Here is an 18,831-nt window from a genome sequence, read left to right as displayed (position 1 = left end):
ATCAGCCCCGGTACGGTGCAACGTAACCGTCAGGCGCCTTGGATCGAGATCCTCCAGTCGTGCACTACACCGATGGACCATGGCAATCTTTTCGTGAGCATCAGGCTTAGCAATTGGCCTACGCTCCCTCCGTCGCCATGAGGGAAGCACCCAAATTTTCCGAAACTGCACACCTTGAAACCGTCAATGGCAAGCGTTACGGGGTAAGCATCCGACGGACAACGTCAATCATTTTTTGTTAAGCGATTCAACCCATGGATCAAGCTTATGGAATAGCTTCGGATACCGTCCCTTCAAATCCTTCTTCACCTCGGCATACGTACTGCGCCAGAAGTTCGCCAGATCCTGCGTCACCTGCACCGGCCGCCGTGCCGGAGACAGGAGGTGCAGCTTGACCACTTGCCGGCCACCGGCAATGCGCGGCGTCTCGGCCAGGCCGAACAACTCCTGCAAACGCACCGCCAGAATCGGCGGCTGTTCGCTGTAATCCAGACGAATCGATGAACCCGACGGCACGCTCAAATGATGCGGTGCAAGTTCTTCGAGCCGTTGCGGCAGCGGCCACGGCAACAGGTTATGAACGATGCTCGACAGGTCCAGATTGGCGAAGTGACTGAGTCGCGAGACCTTGCCCAGATACGGCATCAACCAGTGTTCGAGACTTTTGAGCAGTGCTGCGTCGCTGACATCCGGCCATTCACTCTGCTCCTTACTGCCGAGATCCAACTGACGCAACAACGCAACTCGTGCCTGCCACTGACGCAGTTCCGGAGTCCACGGCAACAGCTCCAGACCTTTACGCCGCACCAGATTCACCAACGCCTGACTGCGAGCGCTTTCATCGAGCCCGGTCAGCGGTTCGCGGCTGAGGATCAATTCGCCGACCTTGCGCTGACGCTCGGCCCGCAGCACGCCTTCGCGCTCATCCCAATCCAGTTGATCGACGCAACGCACCTGCTCGGCCAGCACCGAATCGAACAACGCCGGATCGAAATCCGTCGCCAGATAAATCCGTTCTTCACGCTGGCCCTGGCGACTGCCCAGATCAGCGATCACCAGCCACGGTTGCTTCATCAGGCTGTCTGCCTCGGCGAACAACGCTGCACGACCGTTGGCCAGACGATACTCCGCGCCACCGGCACGACGCTGTTGCGCAACCCGGTCGGGATAAGCCAACGCCAGCAACGCGCCGAGCCAGCGCGGATGTTCAGGATCGCTGACCGGCTCCGACGCTTTGCCCCGCAGATAACCGCGATACTGCCGCGACAGTTGCCGAGCCCGTTGAACACCACCCTGGACACCACGAGCAGCCCGTTCTTCGCCGGACAACAGCACCAATCGGCTGTGCAGATCCGCCCCGGCACCACGCAAGATATCCCGCTCACCGAGTAATGCCGCGACATCGCAGGCCATGTCGGCGAGATCGAGCGCCTGGCCACGTAACAGCAAATGAGCGATCCGTGGATGGGCCGGCAGTTCAGCCATGGCCTGACCGTGACGGGTCAGCGCCTCGCCCTCCAGCGCGCCCAAACGTTCAAGCAGATCTTGAGCCTGTGCATAAGCTGCTGCCGGAGGGACATCGAGCCAAACCAACTGCCCCGGCGTCACGCCCCAACGACCCAGTTGCAAGGCCAGTCCGGCGAGGTCCGCCGAGAGAATTTCCGCACTGGCGTAAGCCGCCAGTTGCTCATGCTGATCCTGCGACCACAGGCGATAACACACGCCGGGCTCCAAACGCCCTGCCCGACCTGCGCGCTGCGTGGCGCTGGCTTTGGAAATCCGCTGAGTATCCAGGCGCGTCATGCCGCTGCCGGGATCGAAACGAGGCACTCGCGCCAGCCCGGCATCGATCACCACGCGCACTCCGTTGATGGTCAGGCTGGTCTCGGCGATGTTGGTCGCCAGCACCACTTTGCGTTTGCCGGCGGGCGCCGGATCGATCGCCGCACGCTGCGCCGTCAGATCCAGTTCGCCATGCAACGGGCAGAGCAACACCTGTGTGCTATCGCCCAGCGCATCGGCGAGTTGTTGATGCACCCGACGAATTTCCGCCTGCCCCGGCAGGAACACCAGCAGGCTGCCGGTCTCATCGTTCAGCGCGTCGAGAATGGTCTGCACCACCCTTGGCTCGATAAATTCACCTGGCTGAAACGGTCGCCCCCAACGCATCGCCACCGGGTACATGCGACCTTCGCTGCGCAGGATCGGCGCATCATCGAGCAACCCGGCCAGGCGTTCACCTTCCAGGGTTGCCGACATCAACAGAATTTTCAGCGGTTGGTCGTCGCGAAACAACTCGCGGCCATTGAGGCTCAGGGCCAACGCCAGATCGGCGTCGAGACTGCGCTCGTGGAATTCGTCAAAGATCAGCAGGCCCACGCCTTCGAGCGCCGGGTCGTCTTGCAAGCGCCGGGTGAGGATACCTTCAGTGACCACTTCGATGCGGGTGTCGGGGCCGACTTTGCTGTCGAGACGAATGCGGTAGCCAACGGTTTCGCCAACCTTCTCACCCAGCTCACTGGCCAACCGCTCCGCCGCCGCCCGCGCAGCCAACCGGCGCGGTTCGAGCATCAGAATGGTCTGCCCGGCCAGCCATGGCTCGTTGAGCAAGGCCAAGGGCACGCGGGTGGTTTTACCGGCGCCGGGCGGCGCTTCGAGCACGGCTTCGTGGCGTGTAGCGAGGGCTTCACGCAGGGCGGGTAAAACTTCATCAATCGGCAAAGAAATCATGCTGGCTCCCAAACAGAGGGCCGAGTATAACGGCGTTCGGCGCGGTCCTAATTCATATCGACGATGCTTCGTTTCCAGATAACCCAGGAGATTTCATATGCGTGCTCCCTTTCGCTTGATCGGCGGTGTATTGGTCGCAACTTTGCTGACCCAGGTGACCGCCTGCGGCTCGATTTTCTACCCGGATCGTCGCGGTCAGATTGACGGCAAGATCGACCCGGCCATCGCCGCGCTGGATGCCGTGGGCCTGCTGTTTTACATCATCCCAGGCCTGATCGCCTTTGCGGTGGACTTCGCCACGGGCGCCATTTACTTCGAACCGGGCCGCACTGCTCAGGTGGCCCCGGAAAAACTCAAGGAAGCCATCGGCGCCGACGGCAAGGTCGATAACCACAAGTTGCAGACTATTCTGGAAAGTGAACTGGGCCGCAGCTTCCCGCTGGACGATCCGCGTCTGATCCAGCACAAGGGAAGCACCCAGCAACTGGCCATGTTCGGCCTGCAACCGGCTGCATAATTCGTGCATTTGAAGGAATCACAGCACTGATGACTACCCCTACCGAACACGCCCGCCTGCTGCGGCTGGCGACGCGCGCCTCGGTGGCGGTGGCGTGCATCTTGATCGTCGCCAAAGCCATCGCCTGGTGGTTGAGCGGTTCGGTGAGCATGCTCGCCGGGCTGACCGACTCAGCACTCGATGGCGTCAGCTCGCTGCTCAATCTGCTGGCTGTGCATTACGCCTTGCGCCCGGCCGACGACGATCATCGGTACGGGCATGGCAAGGCCGAATCATTGGCGGGCATGGCTCAGGCGCTGTTCATTGGTGGCAGTGCGGTGCTGATTGCCTTGCAGGCGATCGAACGGTTGAAACATCCGGAGCCGATAGGTGCTGCGTGGCTCAGCATCGGGGTGATTGTGTTTTCCCTCGCCCTGACCGTGGCCCTGCTTATGTTGCAGCATCGGGTGATCAAGGCTACCGGTTCCAACGCCGTGAGTGCCGACTCCCTGCATTACCGCTCAGACCTGCTGCTCAACGGCAGCATTCTGGTGGCGCTGGTGCTGGCCGGGTTTGGTTGGCATCAAGTCGACCCCTGGTTTGGGTTAGGGATCGCCGCCTACATCCTCTGGAGCGCCATTCATATCGCCCGGGAAAGCTTTGCGGTGCTGATGGATGAAGAGCTGCCGCCGGATGTCAGCCAGCACATGCTCGAACTGGCCTGCAGCGTGCCGGGGGTTTTGGGCGCCCACGACCTGCGCACACGAATCTCCGGCAACCAGTGGTTTGTGCAATTGCATCTGGAATTGCCGGGGGAGCTGACGCTGTCAGTCGCCCACGGCATCAGCGATCAAGCCGCCGATGCGATTCACGCCGCTTATCCGCGAGCCGAAGTGCTGGTGCACGCCGACCCGCAGGAAGTGGTGAAAGCCGCCAAGGCTCAGTAGCTCACCTGATAACCGCGACTGCTCAGGCAGTTGCCCTGGGCCTGTCGGTAGACTTGCACCACCGACGGGGCCGGTTGGTAGGTGACGGCACGCGGATCGAGACCGCTCTGCTCCACGGCCCAGCGATAACACTCGTAACCGTCCCGACTGACCTCCTCCGGCGACTGGCCGTTGGCCGGATACGCCACCACGTCATAACCACTGCTCACCGGTTGCGGCTGCACCGGTGGTTCGACCACGACGTAATCCCGAGTGCTCTCCTGATAGGCGTAATACGCGCCGGCCGCCAGGAACAACAACGCACCGCCAATCCACACTTCACGCGCGTAATCGGGCAAGTAGCTGACCCGAATCCCGCGAGGTGGCTGAACCACCACGTAACGCGGGCCTTGCGGGCGATACCAATAACCACCGGAATAGAAATAATCCTGGCCACGATACGGCACGCGGTAGTTGCGCTCCGGGAAGCGGTCGATCACGTACCCCGGGCGATACTGTGGGCCGGGGCCCCAGCCATTGCCGCGCCCATCCGGGCGACCGGGCCAGCGACGATCATCATGACGTGAGCCCTGCCCGCCACTCTGCCAGTGCTGGTTGTCATAGTTGCGCGGCTGCTCGTCCTGATAGTAGCCACGCCGGGGTTCCTGGGTCTGGCGCACGGTGTCGGGCCGGCCCTGGATCGGCAGATTGTTACCGGGTTGTTGCGGCGGTCGGCCCTGAACATTGGGATCGTGCGACGGACGGTTCTGACGCTCGCCGCCCTGATTCTGGTCGTGGGGTTCGAACTGGCGGCTGTTGTCACCACGAATGATTTCGTTGTTCTGCCGGTGTGACTGATTGTTACCGTCATGCCCCTGACCTTTGCCCTGATGATCCGGCCCGCGTTGGCCGCCATCAGGCCCACGGATTTGCGGCTCATCGGCCAGCGATTGCGCAGTGACACTCACACATAGCAAACCAACACCGGCCAAACGCCAGATGCGCGACTTCATGCTTTTCCTCACTGCGGGTTAGGGCCTGTACGTAAGACTGGGAAAGCACAGGCCGGTTCTGCAACAGGTTATCAGTCACGCAACTTATTTATTGAGGGTCGCCCATAAATTCCGGGCAAGAAAAAAGGGAGACCCGTCGGCCTCCCTTTGAGAACTTCGTCCGTGCTCGACGCTTATGACGTCGGCTCACCTCACGCCGTCTTCTGGACAGTGTGTAGCTCGGGGGTCAACACATCCCTGGTGGGGGTGGCGACCGCAGCTGGCCTGATTGGGCGAGCCGCACTGGACTGTTTGTCCGAGCAGTGATTCTGGTGATAAGAATAGGCCCGGAGCACCGGCAGAGGATTGCGAAGATTGCTCAAATAAACATCACTTGCGCAATTTTTAACTCAGGATAGATAATCCGCCGCAATAGTTATGACAAAGGCCTGATTGATGAGCAAACTCGACCGATACGACCTGAGCATTTTGGCTGAATTACAGCGCGACGCGCGCATCTCCAATCAGGAGCTGGCCGAACGCATCGGCCTGTCGCCTTCGCCTTGCTCGCGGCGGGTCAAGCAGCTGGAAGACGACGGTTACATCACCCGCCAGGTCGCCCTGCTGGACCGCAAGATGCTCGGCCTGAGCCTGACCGCCTACGTGCTGATCGGCATGGACCGCCATACTCCCGAGCGTTTCGAGAACTTCGAAGCCGCCATTCGCACCTTGCCGCAGGTGCTGGAATGCAGCCTGGTGACGGGGATGGATGCCGATTATCAGCTCAAGGTGGTGGTGCCGGACATGGATCACTATCAGAAACTGCTGCTGGGGCATCTCACCCGGATTGAAGGGGTGACCAGTGTGCGGTCGAGTTTTGTGCTTAATCAGGTGCTCAACAGTACCGAGTTGCCGCTGACTCATCTGCGCAGCTGAGGACGCCTTCGCGAGCAAGCCCGCTCCCACAGGGGAATGCATTCCAAATGTGGGAGCGGGCTTGCTCGCGAAGGCGCCGGAACAGGCGACGAATGACTGCGACACACCGACGCAGGTCAATACTCCGCCAATTCGTCGTGGCGTATACTCCAGCGCCTTTTAGCCCCGCCCACGCTGGAGATGTTCAATGGATCCTGCAGTACTCGAAGAGTGGATGATGACTGGACTGGTCAGCATCCTGATCATTTTCATGGGTTTCATCGTCTGGGATCTGGCGAAAAAATCCAAGGCCGGGCGCTTCGGCTCGTTCATTCTGTTCTTCGTACTGGGGCTGGGCGTGGCCGCGTTCGTGATCAAAAGCGTGGTCATCGGCCTGATCGAATCCGGCACTCTATAAGCGCGCCGGCACTTCCTTCCACTGGCCTTGATCGAGCCCCTCGATCGTCCAGTCACCGATTCTGACCCGCACCAGACGCAACGTCGGCAAGCCGACCGCCGCGGTCATGCGTCGTACCTGACGGTTGCGGCCTTCGCGAATCACCAGTTCCAGCCAACTGGTCGGCACGCTTTTACGAAAGCGCACTGGCGGGTTGCGCGGCCACAGCTCAGGCTCATCCAATTGCCGCGCTTCGGCCGGCAACGTCATACCGTCGTTCAGCTCGACGCCATCGCGCAATCGCTGCAACTGCTCAGTGGTTGGTTCGCCTTCTACTTGCACCCAGTAAGTCTTGGCCAATTTGTGTTTCGGGTCGGCAATTCGCGCCTGAAGCTGGCCGTCGTTGGTCAGCAACAGCAAGCCTTCGCTGTCGCGGTCCAGCCGCCCTGCCGGGTAGATTCCCGGAATCTCGATGAAGTCCTTGAGCGTCGCCCGCCCTTCGCCGTCGCTGAATTGCGTCAGCACATCAAAAGGTTTGTTGAACAGAATCAGCTTCGGCTCGGCCGGCGGCGCTTTGGCGACACGGCGCGGGGCTGATTGCGGGTTGTTCGCGCCAGGGCGACGAGAGACGGGACGAGGTGGACGAGGCATGGCGAAAAGAACATCTAACGGTCAGGGCTGCCAATGCTAGTGCCCTGACCATCAAATGACCATGAGAACAATCAGCGGAACGGCGGCTCGTCGAAGCTGCGCAGTTTGCGCGAGTGCAGCGAGTTGAGTTCGGTGCGCAACAGATCCACCGCTTCGATGCCGATCTTCAAGTGCTGGCTGACCGCGCGCTCATAGAAAGCGTTGGCCGAACCCGGCAGTTTGATTTCGCTGTGCAACGGTTTATCCGATACGCAGAGCAACGTGCCGTATGGCACCCGCAAGCGGTAACCCTGCGCGGCGATGGTGCCGCTTTCCATGTCCACCGCAACGGCGCGGGACAGGTTGATCAGCGGACGCTCCTGCGCCCAGCGCAGCTCCCAGTTACGGTCGTCATAGGTCAGCACGGTGCCGGTGCGCAGGCGCTTCTTCAGCTCGTCGCCCTTCTCACCGGTGATGTTGGCCGCCGCTTGCTGCAACGCCATCTGCACTTCAGCCAGGGCCGGAATCGGAATGTTCGGCGGCACGACGCGATCGAGAATCCCGTCGCGACGCATGTAAGCGTGGGCCAGCACGTAGTCGCCAATGGTCTGCGACTGACGCAAGCCGCCACAGTGACCAATCATCAGCCAGCAATGCGGACGCAGTACCGCCAGGTGGTCGGTGATGTTCTTGGCGTTGGACGGGCCGACGCCAATGTTCACCAGGGTCACGCCATGGCCGTCGCTGGCGATCAGGTGATAGGCCGGCATCTGGTAACGGTGCCAGACCACGCCCGCGGCAATCGCCGACGCCTCGCCGTGGTCCATGCCCTTTTCGATGATCACGTTACCGGGCAACACCATGCGCACAAAACGCGGGTCGTTGCGCAGTTGCTCCAGGCCATGAACGATGAACTGGTCGACGTAGCGGTGGTAGTTGGTCAGCAGAATCCACGGCTGCACATGGCGCCAGTCGCTGCCGGTGTAATGCACCAGTCGGCGCAGGGAGAAGTCCACCCGCGCGGCGTCGAACAGGGCCAGTGGCAACGGGTCGGTGTTTTCCCAGTCGTACAAGCCATCGGCGATGCCATCGGTGGCGGCCGACAAATCCGTACTCGGGAACACTCGCGCCAGCACCGCCGCCGTAACGCCGGAACCGGCCAGCTCATCGCCCTGCTCGACCACGTACGGATAAGGAATGTTCTGCTGGCTGACGCCGACTTCCACGGTCACGGTGAAGTCGTGCATCAACGGGACGAGTTGTTCCAGCAGGTACTTACGGAAGGCTGCCGGATGAGTGACGGTGACGCTGTAGGTCCCCGGCAATTGAACCTTGGCATAGGCGCGAGTGGTCTGTGGGACTTCGCCCTGGCAAAGGTAGGTCAGACGCAACTCGGGATAACGAAACAGAGCCCGCTGTTCAGCGTCCGGTTCGACGCGATCCTTGAGATAACGCTTGAGCGCCTGATTCAGCGCGGTGGTTGCACGCTCGTGCAAGGCAGCAAGCCGATCCACGGCTTGCTCGGCGGTTTGAACGACAATAAACGCTTCGGTCACGATCAGCTTCCTGTGTTCTGACTTGCAGACCTTCATCTTGCCTGCATCATCGCTTCACGGGAACCCTGTGGGAGCGGGCTTGCTCGCGAATGCGGTTTATCATTCAACAATGATGTTGACTGACAGGCCGCATTCGCGAGCAAGCCCGCTCCCACATTTATTTGCGTCGATCACAAAGGAGTGGTCAGAATCCTTGCGGCGTCGACCGGGCAACAATCGCTTCCACATCCAGCCCGCGCGGCAATGTTCCATACACCCGACCGGCCGAACCCAGACGGCTGGCGATAAAAGCATCACTGACCGCCGCATTCCCCGCCTCCAGCAACAACTTGGCCTGAAGCCCCAAGGCAATGTCTTCGGTGAGCTGGCGGGCGCGGTATTGAATGTCGTCGGTGTCCTTGAACGCCGCCTGCAATTGGCTGATGTGCGCCGCCAGACGTTTGTCGCCATGACCGTCGCCCAACTCGCTGAACAACACATCGAGCACGCCCGGCTCTTTCGACAGCGCTCTCAGCACGTCGAGGCATTGCACGTTGCCGGAACCTTCCCACGTCGAGTTGACCGGGGCCTCACGGTACAGACGCGGCAGGATGCTTTCTTCGACATAACCGGCGCCGCCCATGCATTCGGCAGCCTCATTGATCATCGCGGGCGCGCGTTTGCAGATCCAGTACTTGCCCACCGCCGTCACCAGTCGGGCGAATTTCGCTTCGTGATCGTCATCCAGATGATCCAGCGCCCGGCCCATGCGCAAACTCAAAGCCAACGCCGCTTCGCTTTCCAGGGCCAGGTCGGCCAGCACGTTTTGCATCAAGGGTTGCTCGCTAAGCAATTTGCCTGCGACCTTGCGGTGGGCGCAGTGATGGCTGGCCTGGGTCAGGGCCTGGCGCATCAGCGCACTGGAGCCGACCATGCAATCGAAGCGGGTCATGGCAACCATTTCGATGATGGTTGGAACACCCCGGCCCTCTTCGCCGACCATCCAGGCCAGGGCGCCGCGGAACTCCACCTCGCTGGAGGCATTGGACCAGTTGCCGAGCTTGTTCTTCAGCCGCTGTATGTAGAACTGATTGCGTGTGTCGTCCGGGCGATGACGCGGCAGCAGGAAACAGGTCAAGCCTTTGTCGGTCTGGGCCAGGGTCAGGAAGGCGTCGCACATCGGCGCCGAACAGAACCACTTGTGGCCCACCAGTTCATACGCCTGGCCCGGGCCACTGGCGCCGACCGGATACGCCTTGGTGGTGTTGGCCCGCACGTCGGTGCCGCCCTGTTTCTCGGTCATGGCCATACCGATGGTGACCCCGGCCTTGTGGGCCATACCGACGTTGCGCGGGTCGTATTCGGTGGCGAGGATTTTCGGCAGCCATTGTTTGGCCAGATCCGGTTGCAGGCGCATCGCCGGGACGCTGGCGAAGGTCATGGTCAACGGGCAACCACTGCCGGCTTCAGCCTGACTGTGTAAATAGGTCATGGATGCACGGGCAACATGGGCGCCCGATTGCGGGTCGGTCCAGGGCAAGCTTGTCAGGCCATGCTCCACCGCCGTGCGCATCAATTCGTGGTAGGCGGGATGAAACTCCACCAGATCGATGCGATGACCGTAACGGTCATGACTGACGAACACCGGTTTGTTCTGATTGGCCGCAAACCCCGCCTCCATCAGCCGTCCGCCGGCCAATGCGCCATAAGCGTCAATTCGCGACTCGGCCCAACCGGCATCGAAACGCCGCGACCACTCCTGCAAAGGCAGGTCGATGCGATAGAGGTTGGCGCCGTCCAGCGACGGCGGCTGATTGGTGACTTCGTGGGTTTCGGCGAACTGATGCAGGTTCATGACGGGGCTCCTTTGGTCAGCCAAGGGACTTTCAGTTAAGCACCGCCCCGAGGTTGAACAAAGTGGCATATCTGCCTAACTGTCGGCGCTTTCGCCTTGCCCTGGACAGAGCACCCGCCGATAGAGCGCCGCCTGTAAATCTTCGAATTTCACCGGTTTGCTCAGGTAGTCGAGCAAGGTGTCGCTTGGGCAGTAGGCTCGATCCGCACTCTGGGCGATCATGAACACGGGTAACTCGGCACAACCCGGCAAGGCGCGGATCCGACCGCAGATCGAGACGCCATCCAGTGGCGGCAGCTGACAGTGGAGCAGCGCCGCATCAACGGTTTCACGCTGCAAGAGATCGAGCGCCGCGACGCCGCTGTCAGCGGTGCGCACGCGGAACCCAAGCTTGAGCAACATGCCACGCATCACCAATTGATTGATGCTGTTGTCATCGACCAGCAACACCGTGCAGTCCTGAGGCAAACGCAGGCCGGTGGTTTGCCGGGTGATTGCGGGTGCAGATTCCACCACCGGCAACGGCAGCTCGAACTCGACGTCCAGTTGAAAGCGACTGCCGCGACCCGGTTCCGAGCGATGGCTCAGGCGCCCGCCGAGCAATTCGACCAGTTGCCGACAAATGGCCAGGCCAACACCCAAACCACCGTATTCACGGGTCATCGAGCCGTCGACCTGAAAAAAGCGTTGATACAGCGTTGCCTCGTCCAAATCGGTGAAGCCAATGCCGGTATCGATCACCGCAAAGGACAGCGCCAGCCGATCGGGCGCTACCGGTTTACCCGTCACCCGCAGCGCCAATCCGCCGACCCGGGTGAATTTGATCGCGTTATCCAGCAGGCATTCCAGGCATTGCGTCAGCTTGCCGCTGTCGCCGTGCAAACGATCCGGCAGCCCGGATGTCACCTCGACCTTGAAGTCCAGCGACTTGCTCGCCGCATTGCCATCGAACTGCAGACGCAAGGCCTCGACCACACCGCGCAAACTGAAGGTGTCCGGATAGACCTTGAGCTTGCCGGCCTGCAATTCGGTCAGGGTGAGGATGCCGTTGACCATGCGCATCATGTCCCGCGCCGAACCTGCAGCCGTTTGCTGATATTGCTCCATCTCAGGGTTCATCTCGACGGTTTGCATCAACTCCAGCGAACCGATTACACCATTCATGGGCGTGCGCAGTTCGTGGGTCAGGGTGGCGAGGAATTCGTCCTTGAGCTTGTTGCTGTGAGCCAGTTGCTGGTTCAACACTTCGAGCTTCTGACCGGCATCAAACAGCGTTTGCGCCTGTTGCTCGCGCATGGCGTTGATGCGATCGGCCAGGGCCAGGGACAGCAGCGCCACTTCGATCGCCGAGCCGATCTGGCTGGCGTACATGGTCAGGAATACGTTGGGCAAATAACCCAGCACCATCAGGGTGTTGACCACACCACCGAGCAGGAACGCCGACCAGGCAATGATGAAATACCGCGCGACCCGCAGGCCACGCCACCAGGCGAAAATCCCGGCGGCGAAAATCACCACGGTGAAAACCAACGCCAGCAACGTCGCCAGACGCAGGGCCAGGGCGTAATTGGTCATCAATGACAACCCGACCACCAGCGCACTGAACGCAATCAACGCCAGCAGCAAACGGTCGAGCCAGCGACTGTGGGTGGCCGTCTGCAAGAAGCTGCGGGCGAACTGGCTGCCGAACAATCCCGAACAGCCGATGAAGAACGGCGTCGCGGCGTTGGCCCACCAGGGGTTGTTCGGCCAGAAATACTCCACGGCCGCGCCATTCACTGACAGCTGATACAAGCCGAACGAGGCGATATAGACGATGTAATAGAAGTAGCTGGTGTCGCGCACGCTGAGAAAGATGAACAGGTTGTAGACCAGCATCCCCAGCAACACACCATAAATCAGCCCCAGCACATAGAGCCGCACCGGCTGCTCTTCGAGGTAAGCGGTGCTTGACCACAAGGTGACGGGCGCCTGAATCGAGCCTTGGCTTTGCAGGCGCAAATACACGGTTTGCGCCTGCTCGGGCGCAAAGTTCAGACCAAACAGATAGTTGTTCTGGCGGATCTCGCGAGTGGCGAACGGCAACGCATCGCCGGTCTGTCGGACCAATTGATAGTCACCGCCAGCATCGGCCAAGTACAGGTCAAGGTGATCGAGAGGCGGATAAGCCAGTTCCAGCAACCAGGTCCGTTGCGCCGACGGGTTGGTCGGGCGGTACTGCAAATCGATTTTCAGCCAGAACGCCGAACGCGAATAACCGGCGTTCAGGGTGGCTTTATCATGAGGCTTGAACTGCCCGGCCGCCGCTTGCGCACGGACATCGGCGATGGTCGCCTGACCGCCCGCGTCTTCATAAACCTGCATCGTTCGGCCCAGGGGAAGGCTCTGGGTGAACTCGTCGAATTCGACGGCGCTCGCCAGGAGGGGCAAGCACAACAGCAACATCAGCAAATAGCGCATTTAAGCCCCAGCGTGGCCTGTCCGGTTCTGTCAGGAAGCCCCCCATTCCTTTTGAGTAGACGTAAAACCGGTATTACCTGTTATTGGTTTGGATCCACTCTAGCATAGCCGTTGATGGCCATTGAACACCATTGAAATTTTTCCTGAAAAGGCTCTAGAACAAGCGTTCCAGCTCTATACATTGAGTTAGAGCTGTTGGCTTGGTCAGGTTGTGACAAGGGTACCCGGCACACATCCCTCTGTAGCAGCTGCCGAAGGCTGCGTTCAACGGCGAAGCCCGTTGCAAAATCAATCACCGTAGTGCATCAGGCTAACCGTGAACACAGGCTTGACGACCGCTACGCGGCCGAACGCAGCCTTCGGCAGCTGCTACAGGGACCGCGTCACGGTTCACGGGCCGACACCCGAAAAAACATGTTTGGTGGTAAGCTCGCGCACCATGAATATCTACAGCTCTCGCCCCGTTGTCCTCTGTCTCTCCGGCCACGACCCTAGTGGTGGCGCCGGCTTGCAGGCAGATATCGAAGCCCTGCTCGCTCAGGGTTGTCATGCGGCTCCGGCCGTCACCGCCCTGACGGTGCAAGACACCGTCAACGTCACTGACTTCCGCGTTCTCGATCGCGAGTGGGTGTTGGCCCAGGCCAACGCCGTGCTCAATGACTCCGAAGTCGCCGCCGTCAAACTGGGCATGCTCGGCTCCCTGGAAATGGTCGACACCGTGGTCGAACTGCTTTCAGCACACCCGCATTTGCCGGTGGTCTGCGACCCGGTGCTGCGCGCCGGCGGCGGCGGACGACTGGGCAAGGACGAAGTCGGCTACGCCATGCGCGAACGCCTGTTGCCGCTGTCGATCATTGCCACCCCCAACCTTCCCGAAGCTCGCATTCTCGCCGAACTGCCCGAAGGCACCGCGGACGAGTGCGCTGAAAAACTTCTGCCATTCGTCAAACACCTGCTGATCACCGGCGGTCATGGCGACGAACACGAAATACACAATCGCCTGTACAGCCGCGACGGTCGCCGCGAAACCTTTACCTGCCAGCGCCTGCCCGGCAGTTATCACGGTTCCGGTTGCACGCTGGCCAGCGCCCTCGCCGGTCGTCTGGCCCAGGGCGAACACCTCGCCAGTGCCGTGAAGAGCGCGCTTGACTACACTTGGCGCACCTTGCGTGATGCGGAGCAGCTGGGCAAAGGCCAGTTCGTGCCGCGCCGCTTGCCACTGGACTTCTGTTCGTAACGCCATGAGGCTTGTCCGATGAAACTACGTGGCCTGTACGCCATTACCGACAGCCAGTTACTGGCCGGGAAATTTCTTTCGTACGTGGAGGCGGCGCTCGAAGGCGGCGTCACCCTGCTGCAATACCGTGACAAGAGCAGCGACGAGGCCCGCCGCCTGCGCGAAGCCGAAGCCCTGCGCGATCTGTGCGAACGTTACAAGACTCATCTGATCATCAACGATGACGCCGAACTGGCCGCACGCCTGAACGTCGGCGTGCACCTGGGCCAGACCGATGGCCCGCTGATGCCGGTTCGGGCGCTCCTCGGTCGTCAGGCCATTATCGGCTCGACCTGCCATGCGCAACTCGAACTCGCCGAACAAGCCGCCAAAGAAGGCGCCAGTTACGTCGCCTTCGGCCGCTTCTTCAATTCCAATACCAAACCCGGCGCACCGGCCTGCGGCCTCGAACTGCTTGATCAGGCCCGCAGCAAATTGCATCTGCCGATCTGCGCGATCGGCGGCATCACGCTGGACAACGCTGCGCCACTGGTGGCCCACGGGGTCGACTTGCTGGCGGTGGTGCATGGCCTGTTTGGCGCCGACAGCCCGGCTGAAGTGACACGCCGCGCCCGCGCCTTTAACGAATTGTTCAAATCCTGATTTTTGAGAGCCCGATCATGTCTCGTTCCGAAACCCTGTTTGCCAATGCCCAAAAACACATTCCCGGAGGCGTGAACTCGCCTGTTCGTGCGTTCAAGAGTGTTGGCGGCACGCCGCTGTTCTTCAAACACGCCGAAGGCGCCTACGTCACCGACGAAGATGACAAGCGCTATGTGGATTACGTCGGTTCCTGGGGGCCGATGATTCTCGGCCACAGCCATCCGGACGTGCTGGACGCGGTGCGCAAACAGCTGGAACACGGCCTGTCCTACGGCGCCCCGACCGCGATGGAAACCGAAATGGCCGATCTGGTCTGCTCGATCGTGCCGTCGATGGAAATGGTGCGCATGGTCAGCTCCGGCACCGAAGCGACCATGAGCGCCATCCGTCTGGCCCGTGGCTTTACCGGCCGTGACAGCATCATCAAGTTCGAAGGCTGCTACCACGGCCACTCCGACAGCCTGCTGGTCAAGGCCGGTTCCGGCGCCCTGACCCAAGGCGTACCAAGTTCGGCCGGTGTACCGGCGGCGTTCGCCAAACACACCCTGACCCTGCCGTTCAACGACATCGACGCGGTTGCAACCATGCTCGCCGAAGTCGGCCAGGACGTGGCCTGCATCATCGTCGAGCCCGTGGCCGGCAACATGAACTGCGTACCGCCGGCACCGGGCTTCCTTGAAGGCCTGCGGACCCTGTGCGACAAGCACGGCGTGGTGCTGATTTTCGACGAAGTGATGACCGGTTTCCGTGTCGCCCTCGGTGGTGCCCAAGCCCACTACGGCGTCACGCCGGACCTGAGCACCTTCGGCAAGATCATCGGTGGCGGCATGCCGGTTGGCTGCTTCGGCGGCAAACGCAAGATCATGGAGCAAATCGCGCCACTGGGGCCGGTCTACCAGGCCGGCACGTTGTCGGGTAACCCGCTGGCGATGGCGGCGGGCCTGACCACGCTGCGCCTGATCAGTCGTCCTGGTTTCCACGCCGAGCTGAGCGACTACACCAGCCGTCTGCTTGATGGTCTGCAACAGCGCGCCGACGCCGCCGGCATTCCGTTCGTGACCACTCAGGCCGGCGGCATGTTCGGTCTGTACTTCAGCGGCGCCGACGACATCGTGACCTTCGATGACGTGATGGCCAGCGACGCCGGCCTGTTCGGGCGTTTCTTCCACCTGATGCTCGAAGGCGGCGTGTACCTGGCGCCAAGCGCCTTCGAAGCCGGTTTCACCTCGATCGCCCACGGTGAAACCGAGTTGAAACTGACACTGGACGCCGCCGAGCGTGCATTCGCCGCATTGAAATAAAGCTGCAACGCTGACGTTGGCCATTGCCAACGTCAGCTTTCACCTACATCCGCACCCTTTTTCCTGTTCATCTGCCAATAATTCCCCGCAAAGTGGGCGATATATTCCCCGCGCAGCAGAAAAACGAGTAAAGACTTTGTAAGGTTGGCCCTGCTTATTTCATAATGCGCGCTTATTGGATCCCCTCGATGGGTCCACGCGCCCCTCAGAGGTAAGTCGATTCCCATGAACCGCACCGGCCGCACCCTTGCATTGGGCTGCCTGTTGCTCCTTCAGCCCCTGCTCGCGCTCGCACAAGCAGGCGGAAACTCGTTGTTGATCCCGGCGATGGGTCGCTGCACCCTCAATACTCAGCCGCAAGACCTGACGCAAGCGCTCGCTGCCTGTCAGAAAGCGTCGGATGAAGGGGATGCGCAAGCGCAATACGAGTTGGGTGAGTTCTACTACGACGGCAAAAACGCGCCGCGCGACCTCAATCAAGCCCTGAGCTACTTCGAAAAGGCCTCGCTGCAAGGCCACGCCCAGGCGCAATTCAAACTTGGCACCATGTTCTTCCATGGCGAAGGCGTACCGGCCAATAACGTTCAGGCGTATATCGTGCTGAAAATGGCCGCGGTCAACGGCGCCGAAGAGGCGCTGGACACCGCCGACGAAGTCGCCGAAAAAATGCCCCGCGAAGATCTGGAAGTCGCTACCCAGGTACTGGGGCAAATTTTCCGTAAATACCTGATGGAATTGCAGAGCGCCGATGGGCGTACGCCGTTTTCGCCACTGCCCTGAATTCTGCGTTGGTCTTTCTGGCCTCTTCGCGGGCAAGCCTCGCTCCTACAAGGGCAGCGCGGGCCTGTAGGAGCGAGGCTTGCCCGCGAAGGGAGCGGCTCGGTCTTGAAGACTACTTCTCAGGCATCGGCATCGGAAACGGCATGACATTGCCGACCGCGCCACGGGCTTCGCTGATTTTCGGTGTGCCCAAGCGCTCGACCTCGTCGATGCGCACGATCGAATGCATCGGTACAAAACTGCGTACAACGCCTTCGAACTGAGCCTTGAGCTTCTCTTCGCTCGGATCGACGACCACTTGCGTGCGCTCGCCAAAGACGAACTCTTCCACTTCCAGGAAGCCCCACAGATCACTTTGATAGATCTGCTTGGCGTACATTTCGTACACCTGGCCTTGGTTGAGGAAAATCACCTTGTAGATTGGAGCTTCACGTTTGGTCATGGTGGGCGGGTAACACATCGGGGATAAAAATGAGGGCGCGAACTATAGCATAGCCACCGGACGCGCAACGGTAGGAACCTTGGTGCATGTTCCCTATAATGCGCGGTTCTTTGAATCACGTGATGACTCTATCCATGGCCAAGAAGCTTTACATCGAAACCCACGGTTGCCAGATGAACGAGTACGACAGCTCGCGCATGGTCGATCTGCTGGGTGAACACCAGGCCCTGGAAGTCACCGCTCGCGCTGAAGACGCCGACGTGATCCTGCTCAACACCTGCTCGATCCGCGAACGCGCCCAGGACCGGGTGTATTCCCAGCTGGGTCGCTGGCGCGAATTGAAACTGGCTAACCCGGAAATGGTCATCGCCGTCGGCGGCTGCGTGGCCAGCCAGGAAGGCGCGGCCATCCGTGATCGCGCTCCGTACGTGGACGTGGTATTCGGCCCGCAGACCCTGCACCGCCTGCCGGAAATGATCGACGCCGCGCGCCTGACCAAACTGCCGCAAGTCGACGTCTCGTTCCCGGAAATCGAAAAATTCGACCACTTGCCCGAGCCGCGCATCGACGGGCCGAGCGCTTACGTGTCGGTCATGGAAGGCTGCAGCAAGTACTGCACCTTCTGCGTGGTGCCTTATACGCGCGGTGAAGAAGTCAGCCGACCGTTCGACGACGTGATTGCCGAGATCATTCACCTGGCCGAAAACGGCGTGCGCGAAGTGACCTTGCTGGGGCAGAACGTCAACGGTTATCGCGGCACCACTCACGATGGGCGCCTGGCTGATCTGGCGGAATTGATCCGGGTAGTAGCCGCTGTCGATGGCATCGACCGGATTCGCTACACCACCTCGCACCCGCTGGAATTCTCCGACAGCCTGATCCAGGCCCACGCCGACGTGCCGGAGCTGGTGAAACACCTGCATTTGCCAGTGCAATCGGGTTCCGACCGGATCCTCGCGGCGATGAAACGCAACCACACCGCACTGGAGTACAAATCCAAACTGCGCAAGTTGCGGGCTGCCGTGCCGGGGATCTGCATCAGTTCTGACTTCATCGTCGGTTTCCCGGGCGAGACCGAAAAAGACTTCGAACAGACCATGAAGCTGATCGAAGACGTCGGTTTCGACTTTTCCTACTCGTTCGTCTATAGCCAGCGTCCGGGCACGCCGGCCGCCGATCTGGCCGACGAAACGCCGGAAGAACTGAAAAAAGAACGTTTGAACGCCCTGCAACATCGCCTGAACCAGCAAGGTTTCGAGATCAGCCGACAAATGGTGGGCTCCATTCAGCGGATTCTGGTCACCGATTATTCGAAAAAAGACCCCGGTGAACTGCAAGGCCGGACCGAGAATAATCGTATCGTCAACTTCCGCTGCGACAATCCGACCCTGATCGGCCAGTTCGCCGACGTGCACATCGATGCCGCGCAACCGCACTCGCTGCGGGGCTCGCTGATCCAATAACACCGTATTCCCCTTGTGGGAGCGGGCTTG

The 18,831-nt window shown here is 60.7% G+C and carries 16 protein-coding genes; 9 read left to right on the top strand and 7 right to left on the bottom strand.

All coding sequences use genetic code 11. The features are described 5' to 3' along the window. Positions 1 to 228: 228 nt before the first annotated feature. Positions 229 to 2,730 (bottom strand): ATP-dependent helicase HrpB, encoded by a 2,502-nt coding sequence (gene hrpB / locus IB250_RS20015; RefSeq protein ID WP_192345326.1) that lies wholly within the window; start codon positions 2,728 to 2,730, stop codon positions 229 to 231. Positions 2,731 to 2,827: 97 nt separating this feature from the next. On the opposite strand from hrpB, the gene IB250_RS20010 reads away from it, so the two are divergent. Together IB250_RS20010 and IB250_RS20005 are read left to right on the top strand one after the other, a co-directional pair. Then, positions 2,828 to 3,247, top strand: a complete 420-nt coding sequence (locus IB250_RS20010) for a polyribonucleotide nucleotidyltransferase (protein WP_192345325.1) — start codon at positions 2,828 to 2,830, stop codon at positions 3,245 to 3,247. 29 nt (positions 3,248 to 3,276) lie between these two features. Next, a complete protein-coding gene (locus IB250_RS20005) occupies positions 3,277 to 4,173 on the top strand; it encodes a cation diffusion facilitator family transporter (protein WP_192345324.1) in 897 nt (298 codons plus the stop codon). Here IB250_RS20005 and IB250_RS20000 read toward each other — a convergent pair. Next, positions 4,167 to 5,165 (bottom strand): DUF6515 family protein, encoded by a 999-nt coding sequence (locus IB250_RS20000; protein WP_192345323.1) that lies wholly within the window; start codon positions 5,163 to 5,165, stop codon positions 4,167 to 4,169. The genes IB250_RS20005 and IB250_RS20000 overlap by 7 nt on opposite strands. Positions 5,166 to 5,600: 435 nt before the next feature. Between IB250_RS20000 and IB250_RS19995 the strand changes: the two genes are divergently transcribed. Together IB250_RS19995 and IB250_RS19990 are read left to right on the top strand one after the other, a co-directional pair. Continuing rightward, complete coding sequence (locus IB250_RS19995; protein ID WP_007894448.1) at positions 5,601 to 6,080, top strand: Lrp/AsnC family transcriptional regulator; 480 nt, start codon at positions 5,601 to 5,603, stop codon at positions 6,078 to 6,080. A 187-nt stretch (positions 6,081 to 6,267) separates the two neighbouring features. Continuing rightward, positions 6,268 to 6,477: a DUF2788 domain-containing protein gene (locus IB250_RS19990; protein ID WP_007894445.1), complete on the top strand. Its 210-nt coding sequence runs from the start codon at positions 6,268 to 6,270 to the stop codon at positions 6,475 to 6,477. Here IB250_RS19990 and IB250_RS19985 read toward each other — a convergent pair. From IB250_RS19985 to IB250_RS19970, 4 genes are all read right to left on the bottom strand, one after another. Then, the gene (locus IB250_RS19985) at positions 6,472 to 7,107 is read right to left on the bottom strand and encodes a pseudouridine synthase (protein WP_225603657.1); all 636 of its coding nucleotides are present in this window, start codon (positions 7,105 to 7,107) and stop codon (positions 6,472 to 6,474) included. The genes IB250_RS19990 and IB250_RS19985 overlap by 6 nt on opposite strands. Before the next feature lie 71 nt (positions 7,108 to 7,178). Further along, complete coding sequence (gene amn, locus IB250_RS19980; RefSeq protein WP_162130612.1) at positions 7,179 to 8,678, bottom strand: AMP nucleosidase; 1,500 nt, start codon at positions 8,676 to 8,678, stop codon at positions 7,179 to 7,181. 148 nt (positions 8,679 to 8,826) lie between these two features. Further along, positions 8,827 to 10,476, bottom strand: a complete 1,650-nt coding sequence (locus IB250_RS19975; RefSeq protein ID WP_192345322.1) for an acyl-CoA dehydrogenase family protein — start codon at positions 10,474 to 10,476, stop codon at positions 8,827 to 8,829. 75 nt (positions 10,477 to 10,551) lie between these two features. Further along, entirely contained in the window at positions 10,552 to 12,936 is a 2,385-nt protein-coding gene (locus tag IB250_RS19970) for a hybrid sensor histidine kinase/response regulator (protein WP_192345321.1), read from the bottom strand. A gap of 439 nt (positions 12,937 to 13,375) precedes the next feature. Between IB250_RS19970 and IB250_RS19965 the strand changes: the two genes are divergently transcribed. The 4 genes from IB250_RS19965 (at position 13,376) to IB250_RS19950 (ending at position 16,896) form a co-directional block, all read left to right on the top strand. Then, entirely contained in the window at positions 13,376 to 14,173 is a 798-nt protein-coding gene (locus IB250_RS19965; RefSeq protein WP_008012635.1) for a hydroxymethylpyrimidine/phosphomethylpyrimidine kinase, read from the top strand. An 18-nt stretch (positions 14,174 to 14,191) separates the two neighbouring features. After that, the gene (gene thiE, locus IB250_RS19960) at positions 14,192 to 14,815 is read left to right on the top strand and encodes a thiamine phosphate synthase (protein ID WP_123498585.1); all 624 of its coding nucleotides are present in this window, start codon (positions 14,192 to 14,194) and stop codon (positions 14,813 to 14,815) included. 17 nt (positions 14,816 to 14,832) lie between these two features. Continuing rightward, on the top strand, positions 14,833 to 16,116 hold the full coding sequence (hemL, locus tag IB250_RS19955; protein WP_007894429.1) for a glutamate-1-semialdehyde 2,1-aminomutase: 1,284 nt from the start codon (positions 14,833 to 14,835) through the stop codon (positions 16,114 to 16,116). 225 nt (positions 16,117 to 16,341) lie between these two features. After that, a complete protein-coding gene (locus tag IB250_RS19950) occupies positions 16,342 to 16,896 on the top strand; it encodes a tetratricopeptide repeat protein (protein WP_008070087.1) in 555 nt (184 codons plus the stop codon). A 112-nt stretch (positions 16,897 to 17,008) separates the two neighbouring features. Here IB250_RS19950 and IB250_RS19945 read toward each other — a convergent pair whose 3' ends face one another. Next, on the bottom strand, positions 17,009 to 17,338 hold the full coding sequence (locus tag IB250_RS19945; protein WP_007894425.1) for a DUF1820 family protein: 330 nt from the start codon (positions 17,336 to 17,338) through the stop codon (positions 17,009 to 17,011). 134 nt (positions 17,339 to 17,472) lie between these two features. On the opposite strand from IB250_RS19945, the gene miaB reads away from it, so the two are divergent. Then, positions 17,473 to 18,801: a tRNA (N6-isopentenyl adenosine(37)-C2)-methylthiotransferase MiaB gene (gene miaB, locus IB250_RS19940; RefSeq protein ID WP_032830243.1), complete on the top strand. Its 1,329-nt coding sequence runs from the start codon at positions 17,473 to 17,475 to the stop codon at positions 18,799 to 18,801. The last annotated feature ends 30 nt before the right edge of the window (positions 18,802 to 18,831 follow it).

Source organism: Pseudomonas sp. PDM09 (assembly GCF_014852305.1).
In the GTDB taxonomy this organism is placed as follows: domain Bacteria; phylum Pseudomonadota; class Gammaproteobacteria; order Pseudomonadales; family Pseudomonadaceae; genus Aquipseudomonas.
The sequence above is the reverse complement of the archived record's forward strand: the minus strand, read 5'-3'. Positions and strand labels throughout refer to the sequence as shown.

Bases quoted from the DNA above. Each gene is read 5' to 3' on its own strand.
- hrpB (WP_192345326.1), bottom strand. From the start codon at position 2,730: ATGATTTCTTTGCCGATTGATGAAGTTTTACCCGCCCTGCGTGAAGCC.
- IB250_RS20010 (WP_192345325.1), top strand. From the start codon at position 2,828: ATGCGTGCTCCCTTTCGCTTGATCGGCGGTGTATTGGTCGCAACTTTG.
- IB250_RS20005 (WP_192345324.1), top strand. From the start codon at position 3,277: ATGACTACCCCTACCGAACACGCCCGCCTGCTGCGGCTGGCGACGCGC.
- IB250_RS20000 (WP_192345323.1), bottom strand. From the start codon at position 5,165: ATGAAGTCGCGCATCTGGCGTTTGGCCGGTGTTGGTTTGCTATGTGTG.
- IB250_RS19995 (WP_007894448.1), top strand. From the start codon at position 5,601: ATGAGCAAACTCGACCGATACGACCTGAGCATTTTGGCTGAATTACAG.
- IB250_RS19990 (WP_007894445.1), top strand. From the start codon at position 6,268: ATGGATCCTGCAGTACTCGAAGAGTGGATGATGACTGGACTGGTCAGC.
- IB250_RS19985 (WP_225603657.1), bottom strand. From the start codon at position 7,107: ATGCCTCGTCCACCTCGTCCCGTCTCTCGTCGCCCTGGCGCGAACAAC.
- amn (WP_162130612.1), bottom strand. From the start codon at position 8,678: ATGAAGGTCTGCAAGTCAGAACACAGGAAGCTGATCGTGACCGAAGCG.
- IB250_RS19975 (WP_192345322.1), bottom strand. From the start codon at position 10,476: ATGAACCTGCATCAGTTCGCCGAAACCCACGAAGTCACCAATCAGCCG.
- IB250_RS19970 (WP_192345321.1), bottom strand. From the start codon at position 12,936: ATGCGCTATTTGCTGATGTTGCTGTTGTGCTTGCCCCTCCTGGCGAGC.
- IB250_RS19965 (WP_008012635.1), top strand. From the start codon at position 13,376: ATGAATATCTACAGCTCTCGCCCCGTTGTCCTCTGTCTCTCCGGCCAC.
- thiE (WP_123498585.1), top strand. From the start codon at position 14,192: ATGAAACTACGTGGCCTGTACGCCATTACCGACAGCCAGTTACTGGCC.
- hemL (WP_007894429.1), top strand. From the start codon at position 14,833: ATGTCTCGTTCCGAAACCCTGTTTGCCAATGCCCAAAAACACATTCCC.
- IB250_RS19950 (WP_008070087.1), top strand. From the start codon at position 16,342: ATGAACCGCACCGGCCGCACCCTTGCATTGGGCTGCCTGTTGCTCCTT.
- IB250_RS19945 (WP_007894425.1), bottom strand. From the start codon at position 17,338: ATGACCAAACGTGAAGCTCCAATCTACAAGGTGATTTTCCTCAACCAA.
- miaB (WP_032830243.1), top strand. From the start codon at position 17,473: ATGGCCAAGAAGCTTTACATCGAAACCCACGGTTGCCAGATGAACGAG.